Raw genomic sequence first — 20,898 nt, forward strand, 5'->3', positions numbered from 1 at the left:
TCTTGGACATCTTTTGACAGTGCTTTCCAGTCCAGCTTTCTCTGACGGTGTTTTACCTTTGTTGCTTCCAGTTTTTCGCTACTTAGCCATCTATATATTGTGGCTCTTCCTATATTAAATATGGCGGCTGCTTTGGTTATGCTTCCTCCATTCTCTACATAATCAATTACTTTTTTTCTCAAGTCTAGGCTATAGGACATTTTTCTGTATGGGTTGCTTGTTTTTCCTTATTTTACCCTATTTTTTACTTGTATCATACTTATTTGAAATGACTATAATTGCCGTTTCGCTCGTCACATAAAAACCATGAGCTAGGCCAGAAGGGATATAGATTATTTTACCATTTTCAGAACTCAGATTAAACAACTCAAACTCGCCATAGGTTGGCGAGCCTTTACGCAAATCTACCACTACATCCATTACCGAACCTTCGAGACAATACACAATTTTTGTGCAATCTTGCGGAGGAACTTGGAAATGTAGTCCTCTCAAAACATTTTTCTTGGACACCGAGTAATATTCTTCAGCAAAGTGAATAATTAACTGGTGACTTTCATAGATGTCCTGATGTAGAGTTTTAACAAAACGACCACGCTTGTCTTTTAAAATAGTGGGGACAATTTCGTAGCACTTAGGAATCCTTGTCTCAGTGATTTTCATCAGTTTTTCAAGATTTTAAGTGGATTGACAGTGGATTAAGGTTGATTCCCCATGCTCGGAAATTTTGTCCCAAAAGTTCGAGAATTTTATTGGTCATGACAAAATTCTCGGATAGTCGCTGCTACATAGGTTAACATCTCCTCCGTTAATCCGGGATAAATGCCTAGCCAAAAAACACTACTCATGATTTTATCGGCATTACTTAAATCCCCAATAACTCGATAATTTAACCCCTTATAAAGAGGCTGGCGCAGTAAATTTCCCCCAAATAATAGCCTTGTGCCGATGCGCTTTTCCTCCAAATGCTTAACTAAATCATTGCGGCTAAAAGGAGCATTTTCCTTAACAAAAATCGGAAACCCGAACCAACTCGGTTCAGAATCGGGGCTGGCTTCAGGCAGAATTAAAACATCTTGAAGCTCCTGTAACTTTTGATGCAAAAACTCGAAATTTTCCCGGCGCTTTTTGATAAATCCGGGTAATTTATCCAGTTGCGCTACCCCGACGGCGGCTTGCATATCGGTCATCTTTAGGTTATAACCCACATGAGAATAGGTGTACTTATGGTCATAGCCAAAGGGCAAATCTCCTAACTGCCAACCGAAGCGCTTATTACAGGTATTATCTACCCCCGGAGGACACCAACAATCTCTCCCCCAGTCACGGAATGACTCGACAATCTTTTTCAAGCGGGTATCGCTGGTTAAAACCGCCCCCCCTTCTCCCATAGTCATGTGATGAGCCGGATAAAAGCTAACCGTTGCTAAATGCCCAAAGGTGCCGGTTTTTTGCCCTTGATAGAGACTTCCCACCGCATCACAGTTATCCTCAACCACCCAGAGGTCATGTTTTTCGGCAAAAGCCATCACCGCTTCTAAATTAAAGGGATTTCCCAGGGTATGAGCGATCATAATCGCTTTAGTCTTCTCTGACAAGGCGGATTCCAGTTGATCAATGTCTAGGTCATAACCGGGTAATTTAACGTCTAAAAAGACCGGAATTAGCTGATTTTGAAAGATGGGATTAACGGTGGTCGGGAAACCGGCGGCGACGGTAATCACTTCATCCCCCGGTTTAAGTTGTTTTTTCCCTAGTTTAGGGGAAGTTAAGGCACTTAAGGCCACTAAATTGGCCGAAGAGCCGGAATTGACTAATAAACAATGTTTTACCCCCATCCACTGGGCAAAACGTTCCTCAAATTCCGCCGCATATCTACCCGTCGTTAACCAGAAATCTAGGGAAGAATCCACTAATTTGACTAATTCTTGATCATCAAATACCTTACCCGATGCTGGGATATAGGTTTGTCCCGCCACAAAAGCCCGGGATTGAAATTTATGTTTGTAGTATTCTTGTACGGCTTGAAAGACTTGCTCTCGCAGTTCTGCTTCAGTAGTTGTACTGGGGGTAGAAATAGATTGAGTCATGGTTAATTTCCTTTCAGGGGAGAAATTTGAACTTAATTATTACTTAATTTGGACTATTATCAGCCTTGAGTTCGCTAATCGGTCAGACAACTTTGATAATATTCGATTTGTTGGCGAGTAAGGTCTTGGAATTGTGCTTTATCTTCAGAGTCCATTTGCGCCGCTTGATAATACCATGTCACCGTTTCCTTGAGGGTTTGCCGAAAATCCCAGACGGGTTGCCATTTTAGGGTGTGGAAAGCCTTATCTGTGACTAGATTAAGCAATTTAGCCTCATGAACAGCATTCGGATCACTTTGATCGAGCCAAGTCCCCGTCCAAAGTTGTAGGATAGACTCGACCAACTCTTTAACCGGGCGATTAGAAGTCAGAGACGGACCGAAATTAAACGCCCCATATAACCCCCGGCTGTCTTGCTGCCAATTGGCCGTCATCAACTGCTCATAAATAGACTCAGCTAACCGTAAATAGCCCCCTAAAGGCTCTAAAACGTGCTGCCAAGGACGAGTCGCTAGAGGGTTCCGCACCGGAATCGCTTCGGACTTCATCAAAGCCCGCATCGCATCGGGTAGAATCCGGTCTAGAGACCAATCTCCGCCACCGATGACATTTCCTGCCCTGGCGCTGGCAATGCCGATGGGGGTTTGAGGGGTTTTAAAGAAGGAACTTCGCCAAGATGCGATCGCCAATTCCGCCCCCGCTTTGCTAGAACTATAGGGATCATAACCCCCTAAGGGGTCATTTTCCCGATAACCATAGACCCATTCCCGATTCTCATAGCACTTATCGCTAGTAATAAAAACGGCGGCACAGGGATTAGTCAGGCTTTTCAGGGCCTCTAAAACGTGAATAGTCCCCATAACATTTGTGTTCCACGTTTCCACCGACTCAAGATAAGAAAGCCGCACTAAGGGTTGCGCCGCTAAATGAAAGACTACATCCGGTTGCCATGAAGCGATTAAACGAGCCACTAACTCAGCCTCTCGAATATCCCCTATATGATGACTCAGGTTTTGAGCTAAGTCTAATTGCTCAAATAAAGCGGGGGTAGTATTGGGGGCTAAACTGAGGCCTTTTACCTCTGCCCCTAGATGGAGTAACCAAAAAGCCAGCCAAGACCCCTTAAAGCCAGTATGACCAGTAATAAACACCTTTTTGCCCGACCAAAATGCTTCCTTTACCATATTCTCCATCTAGCCTGTCCACTGTCCTCAAGGTGATTGAGCATTTCCATTTCTCGATAAGTATCCCTGCACTGCCAAAACCCATTATGCTCATCCTGGGATGGGAGCTATTATTGTTTACAAGTCAAATAGACTCGCCATACTGGGTTTTCAGTTAATTTCAACGGCTTTCTGCAAGTAATCGCCGAAAAGAGTCTTTGATAAGGCTTTAATCCATCCCTCCAACTCTTTGGGAGCTACTATACACGAACTTGACGGAGGATGTCAATTAGTTAAGTTGTTAGTCAGCTAGAATGGTTAGCTGAGACAAAAGAGCAGCAGGGAACTTCTGACCTGGGAGAGTCGTTCTTGATTTTCGATGCCTCGTGATTCAATGGACAGTAATCGAGTATTTATACTTATTGTATATGGCTTGAATTTGGTGTAAACATACAGCTATGCTTAAGTGGCAGAGATTCTATATTATTCTGGACTCAAAAGTGTTACATAGCGGTTTCAACTCGCCTGAAGTAGAATTTAATCATTTACTCCTGCTTCCTGCCGACCCCATAACTGCTTCGGACTTAGGGCTATGTACTGAGGGTGACATGAAGGGTGCTATGGCCCACCTAAATGAATTATGAAAACCCCCTCACCCCCATCTGCTCTCAGAGGAGATGGGGCATCTCACTTATGCAAGCGAGTAATTATGCTTATCGCTAAAACTTGCTTCTGGTAAGGCTGTCAAAATAGCTTGACATAAAACTTAATTTAGGAGTTACAAAGGTGAGATGCTCCCGAAACAGAGGAGAGAGGAGAGAGGAGGGACGGGGTTTCAAACCCAAAATTTCCGATGACTTACCAGAGACTTTTTCGCTCATAAGCTAAGACGCATTTAAAGCACTTATTCTTAAGATTAGCCGAATCTCCCCCAATCCCTTTACTGTTGCCTCTTGCCTCTTGCCTCTTGCCTCGTCTCAACAAGCAATTTAAATGCGCGGGCAGCTTATATCCTGGTCAATATAATAAAGTGGGAAGTGGGGGGAATAAATAAAAATAATCTCCTGACTACTGACCCGGAGACTCCTGACACCTGATAGCTAAAATAACTGATCAATGTTGAGTGCTCTAAACGCTAACATCAAAGGTAATGGCTATCCGATCCTCTGTCTGCACGGTCATCCCGGTTCGGCAGCGAGTATGTCTGTATTGACCGATCATTTTTGCTAAAGCTGGCAACCCCTAGACCTAGATCTGCGCCGCTACGGTAAAAGTCGTTATCGCCAAGATTTTCAGCTAGAAGAACATCTAAATGATTTAATCGGGCTGCTTGATCGCCAAAAAATCCAGCAATGTTTAATTCTCGGTTGGTCTTTGGGGGGTATAGTCGCCCTGTAGTTAGTATTGCGGCATCGCAATCCCTTTCCTGGTTTAATTCTTGTGACCTCGGCCGGGCGGCCTTGGGGTAGTCATCCTCCAATCACCAGCGCAGATCTGGTCTTGACAGGGATTGCAGCAATTCTCAATCAGATCAAACCGGGATGGCGTTGGAATATTGATACTTTTGCTCGTCGTTCCCTATTTCAGTATCTTAAAAAAGAATTGCCAAGAATATATACTCAGACTAAAAACCTATGTTAAGCTTAATATAAGTACAAGATATAGATTCCCCCGTTCGTCAGATTGAACAGCCCAACGATGAAAATTAGTTAAAATTCTCTAGAATCAAGCTGTTGCGGGGATCAATCGACGAAAACTCACAGCTAGTATCTCAAAGGAGCCATTTGGTCAATGGACTATTTAGATGAAGTGATAGAAAAATTGAGAGAATGGGCGCGCAAACTGATCGAGAGTGTTTTTGGCCCGGAACCCGAACCCGAACCCGAACTAATCCCGATCCCCGTGCGCGATCACAGTCGATAAAGCCACCGCTAAAACAGAATATTGCGATAATATCAGTGCAAACTTACTATGAGTCTGCACTTGATTTTTAGGTGAAGGTGAAGCCGAGTCTAGCTTAATTTGGTGACGATTTGATTATTTAGTAACAATTCTTGACTGAGTAAATCTTCCACATTAATCCGCAGAAAACACTGATCATCAATCCAGAACTGCACTTTAATGCGATCTTTGCCCTGGAAACCTAAAGGATCGAGTTGAGCGATGGATCTTGCTCCCTCGCGATCATTTAAGGGTTGGACGCTAGTTTCTCCATTAGCGAGGGAACGAGTAATTAATTTATCGCCATCAAAATAGACCTCCATTGCCCCCCTTTCTGTGCCTAATTCGCCGATAATTAATTCAATGCTAGGCTGATTGTCCACGGAAGCACCTAGGACTAATTCCACGGGTTTTTCCAGGGGATAGGGTTGTCCAGAGTTAATAATCGGATGCCAAGCGTGGGCATTTTTACGACGATTCCAGTAACGAATCCCGTAGCTATGATAGAGAAAATCTTTGACTTGATAACCTTGGGCTAATTGTAACGCTCCCAAAGCGATCGCTTCAAAGGGTCGATCCTCTTTAATTTTACTACTATCAAAATACTGTCGCACCCAATCTTTTACCGCCGGAATTTGCACAGTTCCCCCAACTAATAACACCGCATCGATATCGCTAACTTCAATTCCATTGCGTCTTCCCTGTTGCAAAACTCCCGTCATTAAATCATCTAATTGATTAAAAAAGTTTTGTTGTTGGAGAATATCGCTCAACTGTTCTCGATCTAAGCTTAACTCGTAACTCTCGAAATTTTTATCATCAAAATATACCTCCTCGGCGGTTAATTGGGAAGAAAGTTTAATTTTTAATCTCTCTGCTAGACGAGTAGTCAGGGAAGTTTTCGCTAAAGATTGCTTTTGGGCAAAGTAATCGACAATCCAATCGTCGATATCTGACCCCCCTAAATTTGTACCTGCTTTAGCTAAAACTCTCGCTAGTTTAGTTTTTTGAGCGGAATTATTGCCTAAAAGTTTTTCTCCCCACTTAAGAATAAAACCTTGATTTTTTTGAGGATTATCTAAATCTAATTGTACCAAAGAAAGATCGAGGGTGCCACCGCCAAAATCTACCACTAAAATCACTTGATCACCCGTGGTTCCATAACCCAAAGCGGCGGCTGTGGGTTCATCAATTAGTCGAATTTGTTCGATTTCCCACCCCTGACAAACATTGCTTAACCAATTGCGGTAACTTTCAAAACTATCGACGGGGACGGTTAAAACTAGAGATTGGGGGGTTTCCAGGTCGGTGTTTTTTAAGTTGTCGATGATGCTATCGAGAAACCATTGGCCAACCCCCTCGAAACTGAGGACAGTTTCCTCTAATTCTGGTAAAAATCCTTGAATTTTTGCCCCGATACCTCGTTTAAAGCGACGAAAAAAACGCGGATCTCGATCGATATCTAAACCCCGATCGCGCACTGCTTGACCGGCAATTACTTGCAGAGGATTGGCTGATTTAATATAGAGTAAACTGGGAATTAGGGGCGGATTGTCGGCTATTTGTTGGGATAACTCCGATAATTTCACGGTTTCGGCCCTATTTGTCGCCCCATTCCAACGAGTAATGACGGTATTACTGGTTCCGAAATCAATAGCGTAGAACACGATCGATGGTTTTTAGGTAAATTTAGTTAATTATTGGCTATTGTAACCTTTTATTTACTGAACCCCCCTGATCGAGGTGGAAGTTTCCCAAAAAAATTGGGAATTTGTTCAGCGCAAGCTAAAGAAGTCTGAGCAGAAACTTGACAAATAATCTTTAATAGTATATATGAGTTGCACCTGATCAAAGGATTATGTTAGCAGTTACTACCTCACCCGAAACCCTCTCCTTAGAAATTCCTACGGCGATCGCTCTCTCTATCACCCTTGAACAGTTTGAAGCCCTTGCTGTGGTCAACCGTGACTTAAAATTAGAACGTACAGCCCAAGGAGAATTAATCGTGAATCCCCCGACAGGTGGCGAATCAGGACAGCGAAATTTTCGTATAACAGGACAATTGTTTCGCTGGTGCGAAGAAAATGAAGCTTTAGGATTCGGGTTTGACTCTTCCACCGGATTTATACTACCAAATGGGGCGATTCGTTCTCCTGATCTATCTTGGGTGAGTCGAGAACGCTGGGAATCTTTAACCCCTAAGCAGAAAAAGGGATTTATTCCCCTCTGTCCCGATTTTGTGGTGGAATTGCGGTCTGAATCCGATAGTCTTGACAAATTACAGAAAAAACTGCTCGAATATAGGGAAAATGGCGCAAGGTTAGGCTGGTTAATCGATCCGCAGAATCGGCAAGTTGAAATTTATCGTCAAGGAAAGGAAGTGGATATCTTAGAAAATCCCACTGATTTGTCAGGTGAAGATGTTTTACCTAATTTTAGCTTAAATTTAAAGCTCTGATGTTTTCAGGAGTAATCCTGCGATATTAGACTTCTGGCAGAAGTCAGGCAAGAGGCAAGCTAAATTGATTTACCAAATTAAAGTAAGATTTAAGCTAAATTCTAGCAGCATATTTTCCCCTGATAAACTCTCTGGATTGGTTAAAATTTCTACTGCCTGTCCTTGACGATAAATTTCTACCTCTCTAGTTTTTCTATTGATTAACCAACCTAAACGAGTCCCATTATCTAAATATTCCTGCATTTTTTTCCTAGCAGTTTCTAGGTTGTCACTAGGAGACATTAATTCAATGACAAAATCGGGAGATAGAGGTAAAAATCTTTCCTTTTGTTGTGGGGTTAAAGCTTGCCATTTTTCTAAGGGTATCCAAGCAGCATCGGGAGAGCGATCAGCCCCATTCGGTAGTTTAAACCCCGTGGAGGAATCAAAAACTACACCTAATTTATGTAGGTTATTCCATAACCATAATTGGGCAGTGATTCCAGCGCTAGAATTACCAGTTTCTCCTCCGGTTGGTGGCATAATAATTAAATCTCCTTTTGCGCTGCGTTCCAAACGTAAATCTCGGTTATCCTGACAAAGTTGAAAAAACTGTTCATCGCTAAGTTGCCAAGATTCAAATTTAACTTCTACTGTCATTATTATCCCCAACCTACTCTCGTCTAAAATTCATGGTAACGCGCTAGGGCAAGAGATGTTCCTGGATGAAATTAGTGTAAACATCTCCGGCTAAAAAGGCGGGAGTTTCCAATATTTTACGATGGAAATCAATAGTAGTCGGTACTCCCGTGATCGCACATTCCCGCAGGGCGCGTTTCATGCGTTTAATCGCAGTTTCGCGATTTTCTCCCCAGACAATTAACTTACCAATTAGGGAATCGTAATAGGGGGGGATTTCGTAATCCGTGTAAACGTGGGAATCCATGCGGACACCGGGACCACCGGGGGGCAGATAACCGCTAATTTTACCCGGATGAGGGCGAAAATTGCGATCGGGATCCTCGGCATTAATGCGACACTCGATCGAATGCCCTCTAAATATCACCTGATCTTGCTTAATTGGCAGTTTTTCGCCCTGGGCCACCCGAATTTGTTCTCGGATCAGGTCTATCCCCGTGATCATCTCCGTGACCGGGTGTTCCACCTGAATACGGGTGTTCATTTCCATGAAGTAAAAATTACCGTGTTTATCGACTAAAAATTCCACGGTTCCCACCCCGACGTAATTAATCGATTTAGCGGCTTTAATGGCGGCATTACCCATTTTTGAGCGTAAATGGGGCGTTAAGAAGGGGCTAGGTGCTTCTTCTAGCAGTTTTTGGTGTCTTCGCTGAATCGAACAGTCTCTTTCTCCTAAATGGATGACGTTACCGTGACTATCGGCCAAAATCTGAAACTCGATATGTCGGGGACATTCGATAAATTTTTCTAGATATACTCCCGAATTGCCAAAAGCTGCTTCTGCTTCCCCTTGGGCGGCTTTTAACATACTACCTAGTTCATCTGCACTCTTGACAAGACGCATCCCACGCCCTCCACCGCCAGCGGTGGCTTTAATCAGGACAGGATAACCGATGTCATCAGCGATACGTTTTGCTTCCGCTTCTGAGGTAATTAAACCACCACTGCCAGGGATAGTGGGAACTCCCGCTTTTTGCATGGTTTTTTTAGCGGTGGATTTATCCCCCATCGCCAGAATAGCGCTGGGAGACGGACCGATAAAAGTTAACTGATGATCGGCACAAATTTCGGCAAAGCGGGCGTTTTCTGCCAAAAAACCGTAACCAGGATGGATGGCCGTGGCGTTGCGTGTTAGGGCAGCCGAAATGATATTAGGGATATTTAAGTAACTTTTGCTGCTTGGGGGCGGACCAATACAAACACTCTCATCGGCCAATTGAACATGAAGGGCATGGCGATCGATGGTAGAGTGGACGGCAACGGTTCTAATACCCAATTCTTCGCAACTATGAAGGATTCTTAAGGCGATTTCCCCGCGATTGGCGATTAATATCTTGGCAAACTGCATTGGACGACCACGAGATCAGGCTGGTGTGATAGGCGACTATTTAGTAGAATATCTGGTTTTGTTACCTTGGGGAAATCGGGAAGCGGGGAAGTGGGGAGATGGGGAAGCTGTCTCATCACCCTATCACCCTATCTCCTGCTTCCTGCCTTTTGCCTCCTGCTTCCCGACGGCTAAAATAACTGACTCGGTCTTCCCCCCCCGTTCAAGATTGAAAGCGATAAGCTAGAGTGTGAGGAGTGAAAACCTTTTAATCTCGTTTCGCCCCTAGAGGATAATAGCTCGATGTTGCGAATTATCACAGAGCCATGGTCAGCCAGAACGGAACTGAGACGAATTCGGGAACGGTTCGACGATCCGGAAATTCGGGAAAAAGAATCGCTTGTCCGAGAGATTGTCGATCAGGTGCGACTTACTGGCGATCGCTCGTTGGTGGATTACACGGAAAAATTCTACCAGCAGTCCCTTAATCTACAACAACTGAAGGTGAGTGGTTCGGAACTCGATGCTGCTTATCAACAGGTATCGCAGGATTTATTAAATGCGATCGCTCTTGCCTGTGCAAAAATGGAGGCTTTTCACCGTCAGCGTCTTCCCAAAGCTTGGGTACAGTTTCCTGAGGATGGTACGGTTCGGGGGAAACGTTATCAACCGATTAACAGTGTGGGAATTGTTGTTCCCGATGGTAAACGGGCCTATCTCAGTTTATTGCTCCAACAGGCGATTCCTGCCAAAATAGCGGGGGTTAAACGGATTGTCATGGTATCTCCCGCCGATGAGGATTTACGCATCCATCCGGCGATTTTAGTGGCAGCCCAATCGGTGGGTATTAGTGAGATTTATCGGGTGGCTGGACCACAGGCGATCGCAGCTTTAGCCTACGGCACAAAAACGATCGCCCCCGTGGAGATGATTGCTGGAATAGGTGATTTTTATACTAATTTGGCTAAAAAACTGGTTTCTGACCGTGTAAAAATCGATTATCTCTCTATTACTTCTGATTTGGTTATTATTGCCGATAGTCAAGCTAATCCCAGACAGTTGGCCCTAGATCTATTAGCGCAAGCGGAACAGTATTCCCTAGCGGCTGCGATTTTATTGACGACGGATAAGGCTTTGGCTTTAATAGTACAGGAAGAAGTACAAAAACAGTTACAGATACATCCCCAGAGATTGTTAACGGAAAAAGCGATCGCTCATTATGGTTTAATCGTGGTGGTGGAATCATTGGAAAAAGCGATCGAATTATCGAATCTTTTTGCTCCCACCCATTTATCCTTAATGATCGATGAACCTTGGGAAAAGCTATCTTCTGTGAGACAATCGGGAACTATTCTCCTCGGTTCTACTACTCCGAAAGCGGTGGCTGATTATTTGGGTTGTCCCGTGGGAGTGGAAACTTTTCTCGATTCCGCCACTTTGATCGAATATCCTGCCGATTCTTTCGCCCCCATAGCCCATAATCTGCAAATATTAGCGCGAGCGGAGGGATTTACGGCAACCGACGCCGCTATAGAATCCCGAGGTCAGGACAAGACCTAGAAAAACTATAATCTTCTCAAAGCAACGATTGGATCTAATTTAGCAGCACGATGAGCGGGAACAACACCGAAAATCAGACCAATGGCACTAGAAACTCCTAAAGCGAGAATTATCGCAGGGATTGAGACACTGGTGGTTAAAGCGGCAAAAATTCCCGCTAGATACATTCCTTGAATGCCGACAAAAATCCCGATAATTCCGCCAGTGGTGGCTAAAATCACCGATTCAATGAGAAATTGACCTTTTATATCCCCTTCTTGCGCTCCTAAAGCCTTTCTTAACCCGATTTCTTGGGTTCTTTCCGTTACCGACACGAGCATAATATTCATCACGCCGATTCCCCCAACAAAAAGGGAAATACTGGCGATCGAGGCTAACATTCTAGTTAAACTATCGTTAGTTTCTTTGGCCATTTCTAAGACTGTGGTTTGGAGAAAAACCTGCACATAATTCTCGTCGCTGACCTGATGACGCATTTGCAGCAGGTTGCTAATCTGAAACTGGGCGGCTTTAATTTGGGCAGAGTTTTTAGCCAAGACAGAAATATGAGTCAGGGGAATGCCAAAGATAGAATTGCGCCCTAAAACCTGATTAGACATGGTAGTTAAGGGAATTAAAGCTCGATCGTCCTGATTAGCCTCAAATAAGGAGCCTTTCGCCTGTAAAATTCCAATAACTTGAAAACTAAGACTGCCGATGCGAAGATTTTCGCCGACGGGATTGCGATTACCAAAGAGATTTTTGGCTAATTCCGATCCCAAGACAATCACCCGATTATCCCGTTTCAGGTCAGATTCCATGATAAATCTACCTTTAGATAGTTGACGGTTACGCACGTTTAGGTACTCGGAGCCCACCCCAATCAGGGGGCTATTACTGGTTCTATTACCGAAGGATAGGATTTTTTTACCGCTCAATTCGGGAGAAATGGCGGCAATGGCGGGAACTTGAGATGCGATCGCTTGAGCATCTTCGTAGGTGAGAGGCCGGGGATTGGGAATTGTCCGCCGGACATTGCGCGAGGAAGTAGAAACAAATAAAACATTCGGACCGAGGGCTTCAAACTGCTCCAGGGCGACTTTTTGCGCTCCTTCACCCACTCCCACTAGGGCAATGACGGAGGCGTTACCGATAGCAATTCCTAGCATGGTCAGACCACTACGCAGTTTATTGGCCATCAAAGCGGAAAAAGCCATTTTCAGGTTTTCGAGCATTTCCATGGTTAGTTACATTCAGTGATCAGTAAACAGGTATAAATATAAAGATAACTAAGTAGTAGGACAAAATTAATTTCCTGGTTAGGATAGGCACTCATGCAAGAGGTGGTGAGATATGTCTAATTAATTGTGTCTAGCTACTTAACTAACTAATTAACTTAAAACTTACATCTGATAACTGATAACTGATAACTGATAACTGATTAGCGTGCAGAGATTTGGATCGTTTCTGGTTTGCTTAAATCGCCGGTAATAGTTAAACTGCGCTGATTAGCGTGGAGATGACGGACAATTTTATAGATAGCCTCAACTTGGTCACTAGAGCCGATTTTGGCCGCTAGAGTGGCTAAGTCGAGAGAAGTCCCCGTTTCCCGAACAACTTGCACGATTTTTCTTTGTAAATCCAGAATAGAAGCGGCGGCTTTTTTCCCTGCTTCTACCCCGGGTTGATGGTAGGCGTTAATATTAACTAAACTAGCATAGAAACTAACAGCCCTTTCGTAGAGGGCGATTAAGGCCCCCACCTGACGAGGAGTAACCTCTGGGATCGTGATAGTGATAGAGTGGCGACTGTTTTCGTATAAAGCTTGTCGAGTACCTTGCAGTAATCCTGAGAGGAAATCGCCAGCAGTGGAGCCAGTTTCCACTTCCATGGAATCTCCTTGCCGGTCTTTTAACACTTCAATAAAAGTAGCGAAGAAATTGGGGACACCTTCCCGTAATTGTTGGACGTAGGCGTGTTGGTCGGTAGAACCTTTGTTACCATAGACGGCGATGCCTTGGTACACTGTCTTACCATCGAGGTCTTTTTCTTTACCGAGGGACTCCATGACCAATTGTTGCAGATAGCGGCTAAAGAGATAGAGACTGTCTTTGTAGGGCAGAATCACCATATCTTTCTCTCCCTTGCCATTGCCCTCATGATACCAAGCTAGAGCCAGTAGGGCGCTAGGATTTTTTTTCAGGTTATGGACGCGGGTGGCGATGTCCATTTCTTTGGCCCCAGCTAACATTTCATCAATGTCGATACCCTGCAAAGCGGCCGGGAGAAGACCGACGGCGGATAGTTCTGATGTACGACCACCGACCCAATCCTGCATCGGGAACCGAGTTAGCCAATCTTGGGCGTATTTGTCCAGTTGGCTACCCGGCATAGTGACGGCGACTGCGTGTGGCGGAAAGTCTAAATCTTGTTTTTCGTAAGCGTTGCGGACTTCTAACATTCCATTTCTCGCTTCGGGAGTGCCGCCGGATTTACTGGTGACGATAACGAGGGTGGTAGCTAGGGGTAAATGGGCTAGGGTGCGATCGATGCCTTTGGGGTCGGTATTATCAATAAAAGCAATCTCTAAGGGGGGATTAAGGGGGGATAGAGCCGAACCGACGAATTGGGGACCCAAAGCAGACCCCCCGATGCCTACACAGAGAATGTGGGTGAATTTTGACCGATTGGGCGGCTTAATCGCTCCGGAGTGAATTTTCTTGACAAATTCTTTTATCTGTGCTAGGGGTTCGGTGATTTCGTCCCGCAATTCCTGGTTAGGAGCGAGTTCAGGAGCGCGCAGCCAGTAGTGGCCAACCATACGCTGTTCGTCGGGATTTGCGATCGCACCCTGTTCTAAAGCTGCCATATCTTGGAAAGCGCGCTCGAATTTTGCTTCTAGACCTTTGAGAAAAGCCTCATCGAAGGGAATCCGACTGACATCGAGATAAAGTTCTAGGTTAGGGTGATAGTATAACCAATCTTGGTAACGTTGCCAGAGTTGCAGATTATCCATAAAAAAAAGCGAAATTTTTGTTTAATTACTCGTTTAGGAGAGATAAGATTTTATCCTCTCCAATCATCATACAGGTAGTTTTAGACTAGAAGATGACGGTTAAGCATATATTAGGGGTTGGCAAAATGTTAACAGTGACGGAACTATCCCCTAATTGTTCGGTTTGCTGGTGTTGGCTGTTGATTTTTTAACTGGTTCTATGGCTATCTACTCATCCCCTCTCAAAATCGGTAACTTAGCAGTGCATAGCCGCGTCTTGCAATCACCTTTATCCGGTGTCACCGATTTAGTTTTTCGGCGCTTGGTGAGACGCTTTGCTCCTGATTCGATGCTCTATACGGAGATGGTTAATGCGACAGAAATCTCCCGGCTGCAAGAGTTACCGCAATTAATGGTTATCGGGGACAAAGAACAACCAATTAGTATGCAATTATTTGATTGCCGTCCCGATTTTATGGCTGTGGCGGCGAAAAAAGCGGTTAAGGAAGGAGCGATGACCATCGATATTAATATGGGTTGTCCTGTTAATAAAATTACTAAAAAAGGCGGTGGTTCTTCACTTTTACGACAGCCAGAAATTGCCGAGCAAATTGTTAGGGAAGTGGTAAAAGCGGTATCGGTGCCGGTAACGGTGAAAACTCGCTTGGGATGGAACGCTCAAGAGATTAATATTATCGATTTTGCCCGTCGTTTGGAAGATGCGGGAGCGCAAATGTTGACCCTGCACGCACGCACTAGGGAACAGGGTTATCATGGGCCGGCCGATTGGCAATGGATTAAACGGGTGAAGGAGGTTTTATCGATTCCTGTCATCGCTAATGGGGATATCGTTTCTGTGGAAGCGGCGATTAATTGTTTGGAATTTACCGGGGCCGATGGGGTGATGTGTTCTAGGGGAACCCTCGGTTATCCCTATTTGGTGGGGGAAATCGATTATTACCTCAAAACAGGCAAAAAGTTGCCGAAACCCACCTCTATTGACCTGTTAAGCCTAGCTAAAGAGCATTTACATGGGCTATGGCTATACAAGGGACAACGCGGCATCTGGCAAGCGCGGAAACATCTGGCTTGGTATTGTCAGGATTTTACCGGTGCAGCGGTTTGGCGCGATCAATTTTCGCGGATCGAATCCCTGGGAGAGGGCTGTGATTTAATTGATAGAGCTATTGCCCAATTAAACCTTGAAAACGAGAATATTTACAGATAACGGCTGAACTGACCCGCTATACTGATTCATAGCTTAATTCAGCAACGCCAGAATATTTTGGTTTTAAATATGGTAAGGCTACGGTAGCAGTAGCACCCCATAACACCAGTCAAAATTGCTCTAATTGTGGTCAAAAAGTACCTATATCTCTATCTACACGAACCCATATTTGTCCCGATTGTGGCTATGTAGAAGATAGAGATACTAACGCCGCTATCAACATTCTAAAAAGAGGACTAAGTACCCTGGTACGCACGGAAACTAATACGCTTGGGGAGAGATTCCCTCTGGTTTGGTTGGATGGGTCCTGCCAGATTAAGGAAACTCAAGGAACCAAGAACCCCTCCCATGAGTGGGATGGGAGTGTCAAAGATGTCTGAATGATGCCTGTCTGAAACATAAAAAAGAACTGGATTCCTTGCTCACTCTCCAATTTCAGAAGTTTAATAAATCTCAGATTATCACCGTCTCAAGTATAACTCAAAAAGATTGGGATTGAATTGCCGTGATTACCACCGTATTGATAATATCGGGAACGGTACAACCGCGACTGAGATCATTGACGGGTTTTTTTAATCCCTGTAGGATTGGACCTATGGCTAAAGCTTTTGTTTCCCGCTGCACGGCTTTATAAGTATTATTACCTGTATTCAGGTCAGGAAAAATAAACACCGTTGCTTGGCCCGCCACCTCTGACCCGGGCATTTTTTGGGCGGCTACTTCCTTATCCACGGCCGCATCGTACTGAATCGGCCCTTCTAGCTTCAAATCAGGGCGTTTTTCCCTAGCAATTTTGGTCGCCTGTCGTACTTTTTCCACGTCTTCTCCCTGGCCCGATTGACCCGAAGAATAGGAAAGCAGGGCGATTCGCGGTTCAATTCCGAATTTTTGGGCTGTTTCGGCAGAAGATAGGGCGATTTCGGCTAATTCCTCGGCACTGGGGTCGGGATTGACCGCACAATCCCCATAGACCAAAACTCGATCCTCTAGACACATAAAAAAGACCGAGGAGACGATCGCACAATCGGGCTTAGTTTTGATAATCTGGAGTGCAGGCCTAATCGTGTGTTGAGTAGTATGCACTGCCCCCGATACCATACCATCAGCATCGCCTTGATACACCATTAAAGTGCCAAAATAGGAGACATCCTGTGCATAATCCCGGGCCATGTCGAGATTCATTCCCTTGGCTTTTCTCGCTTCGTAGAGGGTCTGCACATAGCTTTCAAAATGGGGACTAGCCACGGGGTTAATAATTTGCAGGCGATCTAGATCGAGAGTGATACCATGTTTTTTAATCACCATTGCGATCTCGTCCGGTTGTCCCAAAAGGGTTAAATCGACGATATCCTGTTCGATTAAAACTGTGGCCGCCTGGAGGATGCGCGGTTCGGTCCCTTCGGCCAAAACGATGTGACGTTTTTGCGCTTTGGCCTGTTGTACGAGATTATAGGTGAACATCTTCGGGGTAATCCCCTGGATCCGCAAAGTGCGAATTTGCGCTTCTAGGCGATCGAGATTGATGTTACTGTGAAAAAGCTGCAGACTGAGGTTAATTTTGTCGTAGTCCGTCGAGGTCAGGGTGGTTCGCACATTGTGGACGCGTTCGGCCGTGGTGTAGGTATCGGTGGTGACGGAGAGAATCGGTAAGGGATCGGGCAAACCTTCAATTAAACGGGCGATCGAAGGATTGAGGTTATGACCTGCTGTTAAGACTATACCAGCTAATTGGGGATAATTGGCCGATTGGTGGGCCTGTAACATCCCGATAATCACATCGCCGCGATCCCAAGGGGTGATAATTAAACTATCTTCTTTTAACCGCTCTAGGGCATTTTGCATCTGCATGGCCACCACCAGAAAGTTACTGGCTAAACTATCTAATCTTTGCTGTCCGTAGAGAACTTTTGCCTGTAATTGTTGGGCGATTTCTGCTACTCGCGGGCTGCTAAGTTTGGCATTATGAGGAATCACTCCTAGGGCATATTCTTGGGGGGGAAAAATTTGAGTTAGGGTTTTCCGTAATTCCTCTATTTTTTCCTCTTCAGCTTGATTGATAATAATCCCAATTACCGTACAACCTTTATCCTGGTAAGTGTCGCAGGAAATCAGGATCGGACTAAGGGCATCTTCGATACTGCGCTGGTGAGCATTACCTAATATTAAGATGGGATGACCGAGATTTTTGGCGATTTCTGTATTTAGTTCAAATTCAAAGGCGGAATTTTCTTGCAGATAATCGGAACCTTCACAGAGGATAAAATCATATTTATTTTCTAAGTTTTTAAACTTTTTGATAATTTTTTCGATGATTTCATCAAATTTTTGTTGTACCAATAACTCCTTAACTTCGTCATAACATAAACCAAAAGCTTCTTCGTAGGTTTGTTCTAATTTAAAATAATTGAGGATTAAGTCAATGTCTTCGTCCCGATGACCTTGGGAACAGTCGAGAACAATTGGCTGGAAAAAAGCAACTTTATTAGTTTTGCGGAGAATTAAGTCGATAATTCCTAAAGCTACTAACGCTTTACCGCTTCCCGTTGCCGTCGTGCTGATATATAAAGAGTTAGTCATGGGTAGAGAAGAATAATAATAGGAGTGGAATTTAATTGACCTACCCCAACCTTGAGGTGGGCTTTTTTCAGCTAAATCTAGATAATTTTGGTGAATCGGTTGATGGCAATAATTAACTTGTTGATCAAGGGCTGAAAATTCTGCGATCAAGTTGTCTATAATGGGGTGAATTGCTGGGAATTTTTTAGGTAAACTATCTTTATTTATTGGCTAGTACAGAGATTTTTGTTGCAGAGCGATCGCTGTTTAAATATCTACTAGGCAGTGATCGGCTATACCTTATAATCTAGCAGTTATTTTGTCCGATTGCTGTTCACTGGTAACATTTTGGCATCGACTTGATTTAATTTCCTCAGACTAAAATAAAGACTCCATAAAATCCTATCACTGGCTTTCCAGCTAGGGCTTGATTTTTCACAAAGATTTAAGCTTATCTCCCTCCGCTTGCCATTAAATTTTAACTAGAAGCAATTACCCCAGATTGTTGAAACCATTGGCTAATTCCGGCGGCTAAAACTTGCGCTAATTGTTTTTGTGCCTGAGTATCGGTAATCCATTCAAATTCTTGAGGATTACTCATAAATCCTAACTCTAATAACAAAGAAGGACTACTATAGGGACGAGTTAAAGCTAAATTATTCCAAAATACCCCATAGGAAGGACGGTTAAGATTTTTAGTTAAATAATCGTGGAGAAAAACCGATAGATCCGCTGCCTGGGGATGATACCAAAATATGCCAATTCCTTGAGTATTTAAGGCATCTCCATCATCGGGTAAAGCATTATAGTGAACCGATAGTGCTAGGGTTGGTTGCAGATTATTAATCATCTCTACCCGTGCCGGTAGGGATAAATCAATGTCCATTTCTCTGGTTAAATAAACTGTTGCCCCCAATTTTTCTAACTCCCGTTTAATTAATTTAGACATAAGCAAATTAATCTCTTTTTCTGTGTAACCCGTCGGACCGACAGCACCAGTTTCTTTGCCTCCGTGTCCAGGATCTAATAAAATAACTTTGCCCTGTAAATTATCACTTTTTTCTGGGGAATGACGCAGGGTTAAGATTAAATTTGTTCCCTGGTAACGAAGACTATAACCCCACTGTTGTTTTTGGTTAAGATTAAAAGTGTATTCTATCGTAGTCGGGTCGATTTGTCGCCAATCTAAACGTCTAACTAAAGGATTATCCACTAGAAAAATTGTATCGGTTTGGGCAATGGTATTATAGAGAGTCAAAATAAATTTATCATCTTCTTGTGCCACGGCGATGGGTACAGGATGGGAGAGGGGAAAAATAATTTCCGTTGCTTGATTGATACTTCGAGAAGAGAGACCGCGAATATTAGCATTATCCAATACCTCATTAACTATTAAACGGGTTTCTCGCTCTAAAATCCAACCACCATAATCTAACCGTAACCAATCCCCTTCTTTCCCGGTGACTCTCGCTTTCGTGCCTTGGGGTAAAGGAGTTAAACGGGAATAATCACTACCCGGCCCCGTGCGTGCTACCCCTTGGTCCGCTATAATTTCAATCACCGGTAAATTTTGATCGCTAATAATGTTAATTTCTCCTTGACCTGATTGGCTAATAGAGCGATTATTTAATTGTGCTGTAAAAATAGGTTTTCCTAAGTTAGCCTCTTCGTTAAACTGCTGACAACCTCGATAGTAACCAGTTTTATCCTCGGAATTCGCTTGATTAAGATTAGTTAAAACTGCGGCATTACTAGGCAGTTTTGTGGTTTGAGTTTGGGGTAAAAGAGGCAGAATTTTATCTCCTAACTGCACAGAAACCTGAGCTTGGGGAGTGGCAATCGCACTAAAACAAATCCATTCCCCCACTAACCTCGTCTTATGGACAGCAGGACTGAGAGAGTTATCAGCAAAAGCTAATTCTTGGGGAATAACTGCTTGAGTATCTCGACGAATTATTTGACGATTAATAGTTTGGTTTTGATAGCGAATAGTGAAATTATTTTCGCCAACTTGTAGGGGAAAACTAGGGGCAAAATATCCTTTAGCACTGCGTTCAATCGGTTGATTATTGAGCAAAACTTGACCCGATGGAGGAGCAGAACCAATAAAAAAGATTTTCGATGCCGTGGTTTGATGATTATCGGGAGGATAAACAATCATTAATGAGGTAGATTTAGCGCTGATACTGTCATAAAAACCAATTAATAGCACTAAAACTAAACCGATTAAGATATTTTGCCCAAAAGTTCTCACCTTTAACCAGAATAGCCCCATATTATCCCCCTCTTAGCTGACAAATATTATCCTAGGACAAATTCTGGAGGTTTGTTGTTCGTCTTCTCAGTTGTACTGCATTTAAACTGATCAGGAAATTCAGTACAAATGCTCTGACTTCTTCTCCCCTCTCCCTGTTTTTGACCCTCATCCCTTATGATCAAGATAGATTAACTTTTGTAAAGGAATCGGAGTTATGGCTTTAACCGTTGGAACAATCGCACCGAACTTTACCACCACCGACGATACTGGAAAAACCGTTTCCCTGTCGGATTTTCAAGGTAAAGTCGTAGTTTTATACTTCTATCCCAAAGATGATACCCCCGGCTGCACCAAGCAAGCGCAAAGCTTCCGGGATAACTACGAACAATACCAAGACAAGGAAATAGTAGTCTTCGGGGTGAGCAGGGATGACCAGGGTTCCCATGCACAATTTAAAGAAAAATACGGTTTACCCTTCCAATTGCTCGTAGATACCGATGGTGCTATCACCAAAGCTTATGATGTCGATGGTGGTGGCTATTCTAAGCGCGTCACCTATATCATCGATGCGGAAGGCAAAATTAGCCATGTGGATGACAAGGTGAATACCGCTAGTCACGCATCGGATATTCTCTGCGTCGTCGGTTAATTTTTCCTAAAATCTTT

Annotated in this window: 16 protein-coding genes and 2 pseudogenes; 7 read left to right on the top strand and 11 right to left on the bottom strand. The window is 43.8% G+C overall.

Annotated features, from left to right (window positions below; translation table 11 throughout):
- The 4 genes from MiAbW_RS10615 to rfbG all read right to left on the bottom strand — a co-directional run.
- On the bottom strand, positions 1-200 hold a 200-nt coding region (locus MiAbW_RS10615), incomplete at its 3' end, for an IS630 transposase-related protein (RefSeq protein ID WP_146220337.1).
- Positions 201-237: 37 nt separating this feature from the next.
- On the bottom strand, positions 238-660 hold the full coding sequence (locus tag MiAbW_RS10620) for a dTDP-4-dehydrorhamnose 3,5-epimerase family protein (protein ID WP_238707248.1): 423 nt from the start codon (positions 658-660) through the stop codon (positions 238-240).
- An 86-nt stretch (positions 661-746) separates the two neighbouring features.
- Positions 747-2,087: a lipopolysaccharide biosynthesis protein RfbH gene (gene rfbH, locus MiAbW_RS10625; protein WP_151696097.1), complete on the bottom strand. Its 1,341-nt coding sequence runs from the start codon at positions 2,085-2,087 to the stop codon at positions 747-749.
- A 74-nt stretch (positions 2,088-2,161) separates the two neighbouring features.
- The gene (gene rfbG, locus MiAbW_RS10630; RefSeq protein WP_151696098.1) at positions 2,162-3,280 is read right to left on the bottom strand and encodes a CDP-glucose 4,6-dehydratase; all 1,119 of its coding nucleotides are present in this window, start codon (positions 3,278-3,280) and stop codon (positions 2,162-2,164) included.
- Between the two features lie 1,086 nt (positions 3,281-4,366).
- Here rfbG and MiAbW_RS10640 point away from each other — a divergent pair.
- A pseudogene (locus tag MiAbW_RS10640) lies at positions 4,367-4,843 on the top strand (alpha/beta fold hydrolase); the annotation flags it as partial.
- A gap of 198 nt (positions 4,844-5,041) precedes the next feature.
- Positions 5,042-5,173, top strand: a complete 132-nt coding sequence (locus MiAbW_RS20460) for a hypothetical protein (RefSeq protein WP_255520650.1) — start codon at positions 5,042-5,044, stop codon at positions 5,171-5,173.
- An 89-nt stretch (positions 5,174-5,262) separates the two neighbouring features.
- On the opposite strand, the gene MiAbW_RS10645 is transcribed toward MiAbW_RS20460, so the two are convergent.
- The gene (locus MiAbW_RS10645; RefSeq protein WP_151696099.1) at positions 5,263-6,858 is read right to left on the bottom strand and encodes an Hsp70 family protein; all 1,596 of its coding nucleotides are present in this window, start codon (positions 6,856-6,858) and stop codon (positions 5,263-5,265) included.
- A 191-nt stretch (positions 6,859-7,049) separates the two neighbouring features.
- Here MiAbW_RS10645 and MiAbW_RS10650 point away from each other — a divergent pair, with 191 nt between their 5' ends.
- Positions 7,050-7,649 carry a Uma2 family endonuclease gene (locus MiAbW_RS10650; protein WP_151696100.1) on the top strand — a complete coding sequence of 200 codons (600 nt, stop codon included), beginning with the start codon at positions 7,050-7,052 and terminating at the stop codon, positions 7,647-7,649.
- A gap of 69 nt (positions 7,650-7,718) precedes the next feature.
- On the opposite strand, the gene MiAbW_RS10655 is transcribed toward MiAbW_RS10650, so the two are convergent.
- Positions 7,719-8,288: a Uma2 family endonuclease gene (locus tag MiAbW_RS10655; protein WP_151696101.1), complete on the bottom strand. Its 570-nt coding sequence runs from the start codon at positions 8,286-8,288 to the stop codon at positions 7,719-7,721.
- Between the two features lie 43 nt (positions 8,289-8,331).
- The gene (gene accC / locus MiAbW_RS10660) at positions 8,332-9,678 is read right to left on the bottom strand and encodes an acetyl-CoA carboxylase biotin carboxylase subunit (RefSeq protein WP_151696102.1); all 1,347 of its coding nucleotides are present in this window, start codon (positions 9,676-9,678) and stop codon (positions 8,332-8,334) included.
- 282 nt (positions 9,679-9,960) lie between these two features.
- On the opposite strand from accC, the gene hisD reads away from it, so the two are divergent.
- Positions 9,961-11,217, top strand: a complete 1,257-nt coding sequence (gene hisD, locus MiAbW_RS10665) for a histidinol dehydrogenase (protein ID WP_151696103.1) — start codon at positions 9,961-9,963, stop codon at positions 11,215-11,217.
- 5 nt (positions 11,218-11,222) lie between these two features.
- Here the strand turns inward: hisD and MiAbW_RS10670 are convergent, their stop codons facing one another.
- A complete protein-coding gene (locus MiAbW_RS10670; RefSeq protein WP_151696104.1) occupies positions 11,223-12,437 on the bottom strand; it encodes an ABC transporter permease in 1,215 nt (404 codons plus the stop codon).
- Positions 12,438-12,637: 200 nt separating this feature from the next.
- Positions 12,638-14,212 (bottom strand): glucose-6-phosphate isomerase, encoded by a 1,575-nt coding sequence (locus MiAbW_RS10675; RefSeq protein ID WP_151696105.1) that lies wholly within the window; start codon positions 14,210-14,212, stop codon positions 12,638-12,640.
- A 199-nt stretch (positions 14,213-14,411) separates the two neighbouring features.
- Between MiAbW_RS10675 and dusB the strand changes: the two genes are divergently transcribed.
- Together dusB and MiAbW_RS10685 are read left to right on the top strand one after the other, a co-directional pair.
- Positions 14,412-15,419, top strand: a complete 1,008-nt coding sequence (gene dusB / locus MiAbW_RS10680) for a tRNA dihydrouridine synthase DusB (protein ID WP_151696106.1) — start codon at positions 14,412-14,414, stop codon at positions 15,417-15,419.
- A 50-nt stretch (positions 15,420-15,469) separates the two neighbouring features.
- A pseudogene (locus tag MiAbW_RS10685) lies at positions 15,470-15,799 on the top strand (zinc ribbon domain-containing protein); the annotation flags it as partial.
- 100 nt (positions 15,800-15,899) lie between these two features.
- Here MiAbW_RS10685 and pta read toward each other — a convergent pair.
- Positions 15,900-17,996 (bottom strand): phosphate acetyltransferase, encoded by a 2,097-nt coding sequence (gene pta / locus MiAbW_RS10690; protein ID WP_151696107.1) that lies wholly within the window; start codon positions 17,994-17,996, stop codon positions 15,900-15,902.
- A 457-nt stretch (positions 17,997-18,453) separates the two neighbouring features.
- Positions 18,454-20,250: an N-acetylmuramoyl-L-alanine amidase gene (locus MiAbW_RS10695; protein ID WP_151696108.1), complete on the bottom strand. Its 1,797-nt coding sequence runs from the start codon at positions 20,248-20,250 to the stop codon at positions 18,454-18,456.
- Positions 20,251-20,446: 196 nt separating this feature from the next.
- Here MiAbW_RS10695 and MiAbW_RS10700 point away from each other — a divergent pair, with 196 nt between their 5' ends.
- Positions 20,447-20,881: a peroxiredoxin gene (locus tag MiAbW_RS10700; protein ID WP_002761836.1), complete on the top strand. Its 435-nt coding sequence runs from the start codon at positions 20,447-20,449 to the stop codon at positions 20,879-20,881.
- Positions 20,882-20,898: the final 17 nt, after the last annotated feature.

The sequence above is a fragment of the Microcystis aeruginosa NIES-4325 genome, from assembly GCF_008974145.1.
Lineage (GTDB): Bacteria > Cyanobacteriota > Cyanobacteriia > Cyanobacteriales > Microcystaceae > Microcystis > Microcystis aeruginosa_G.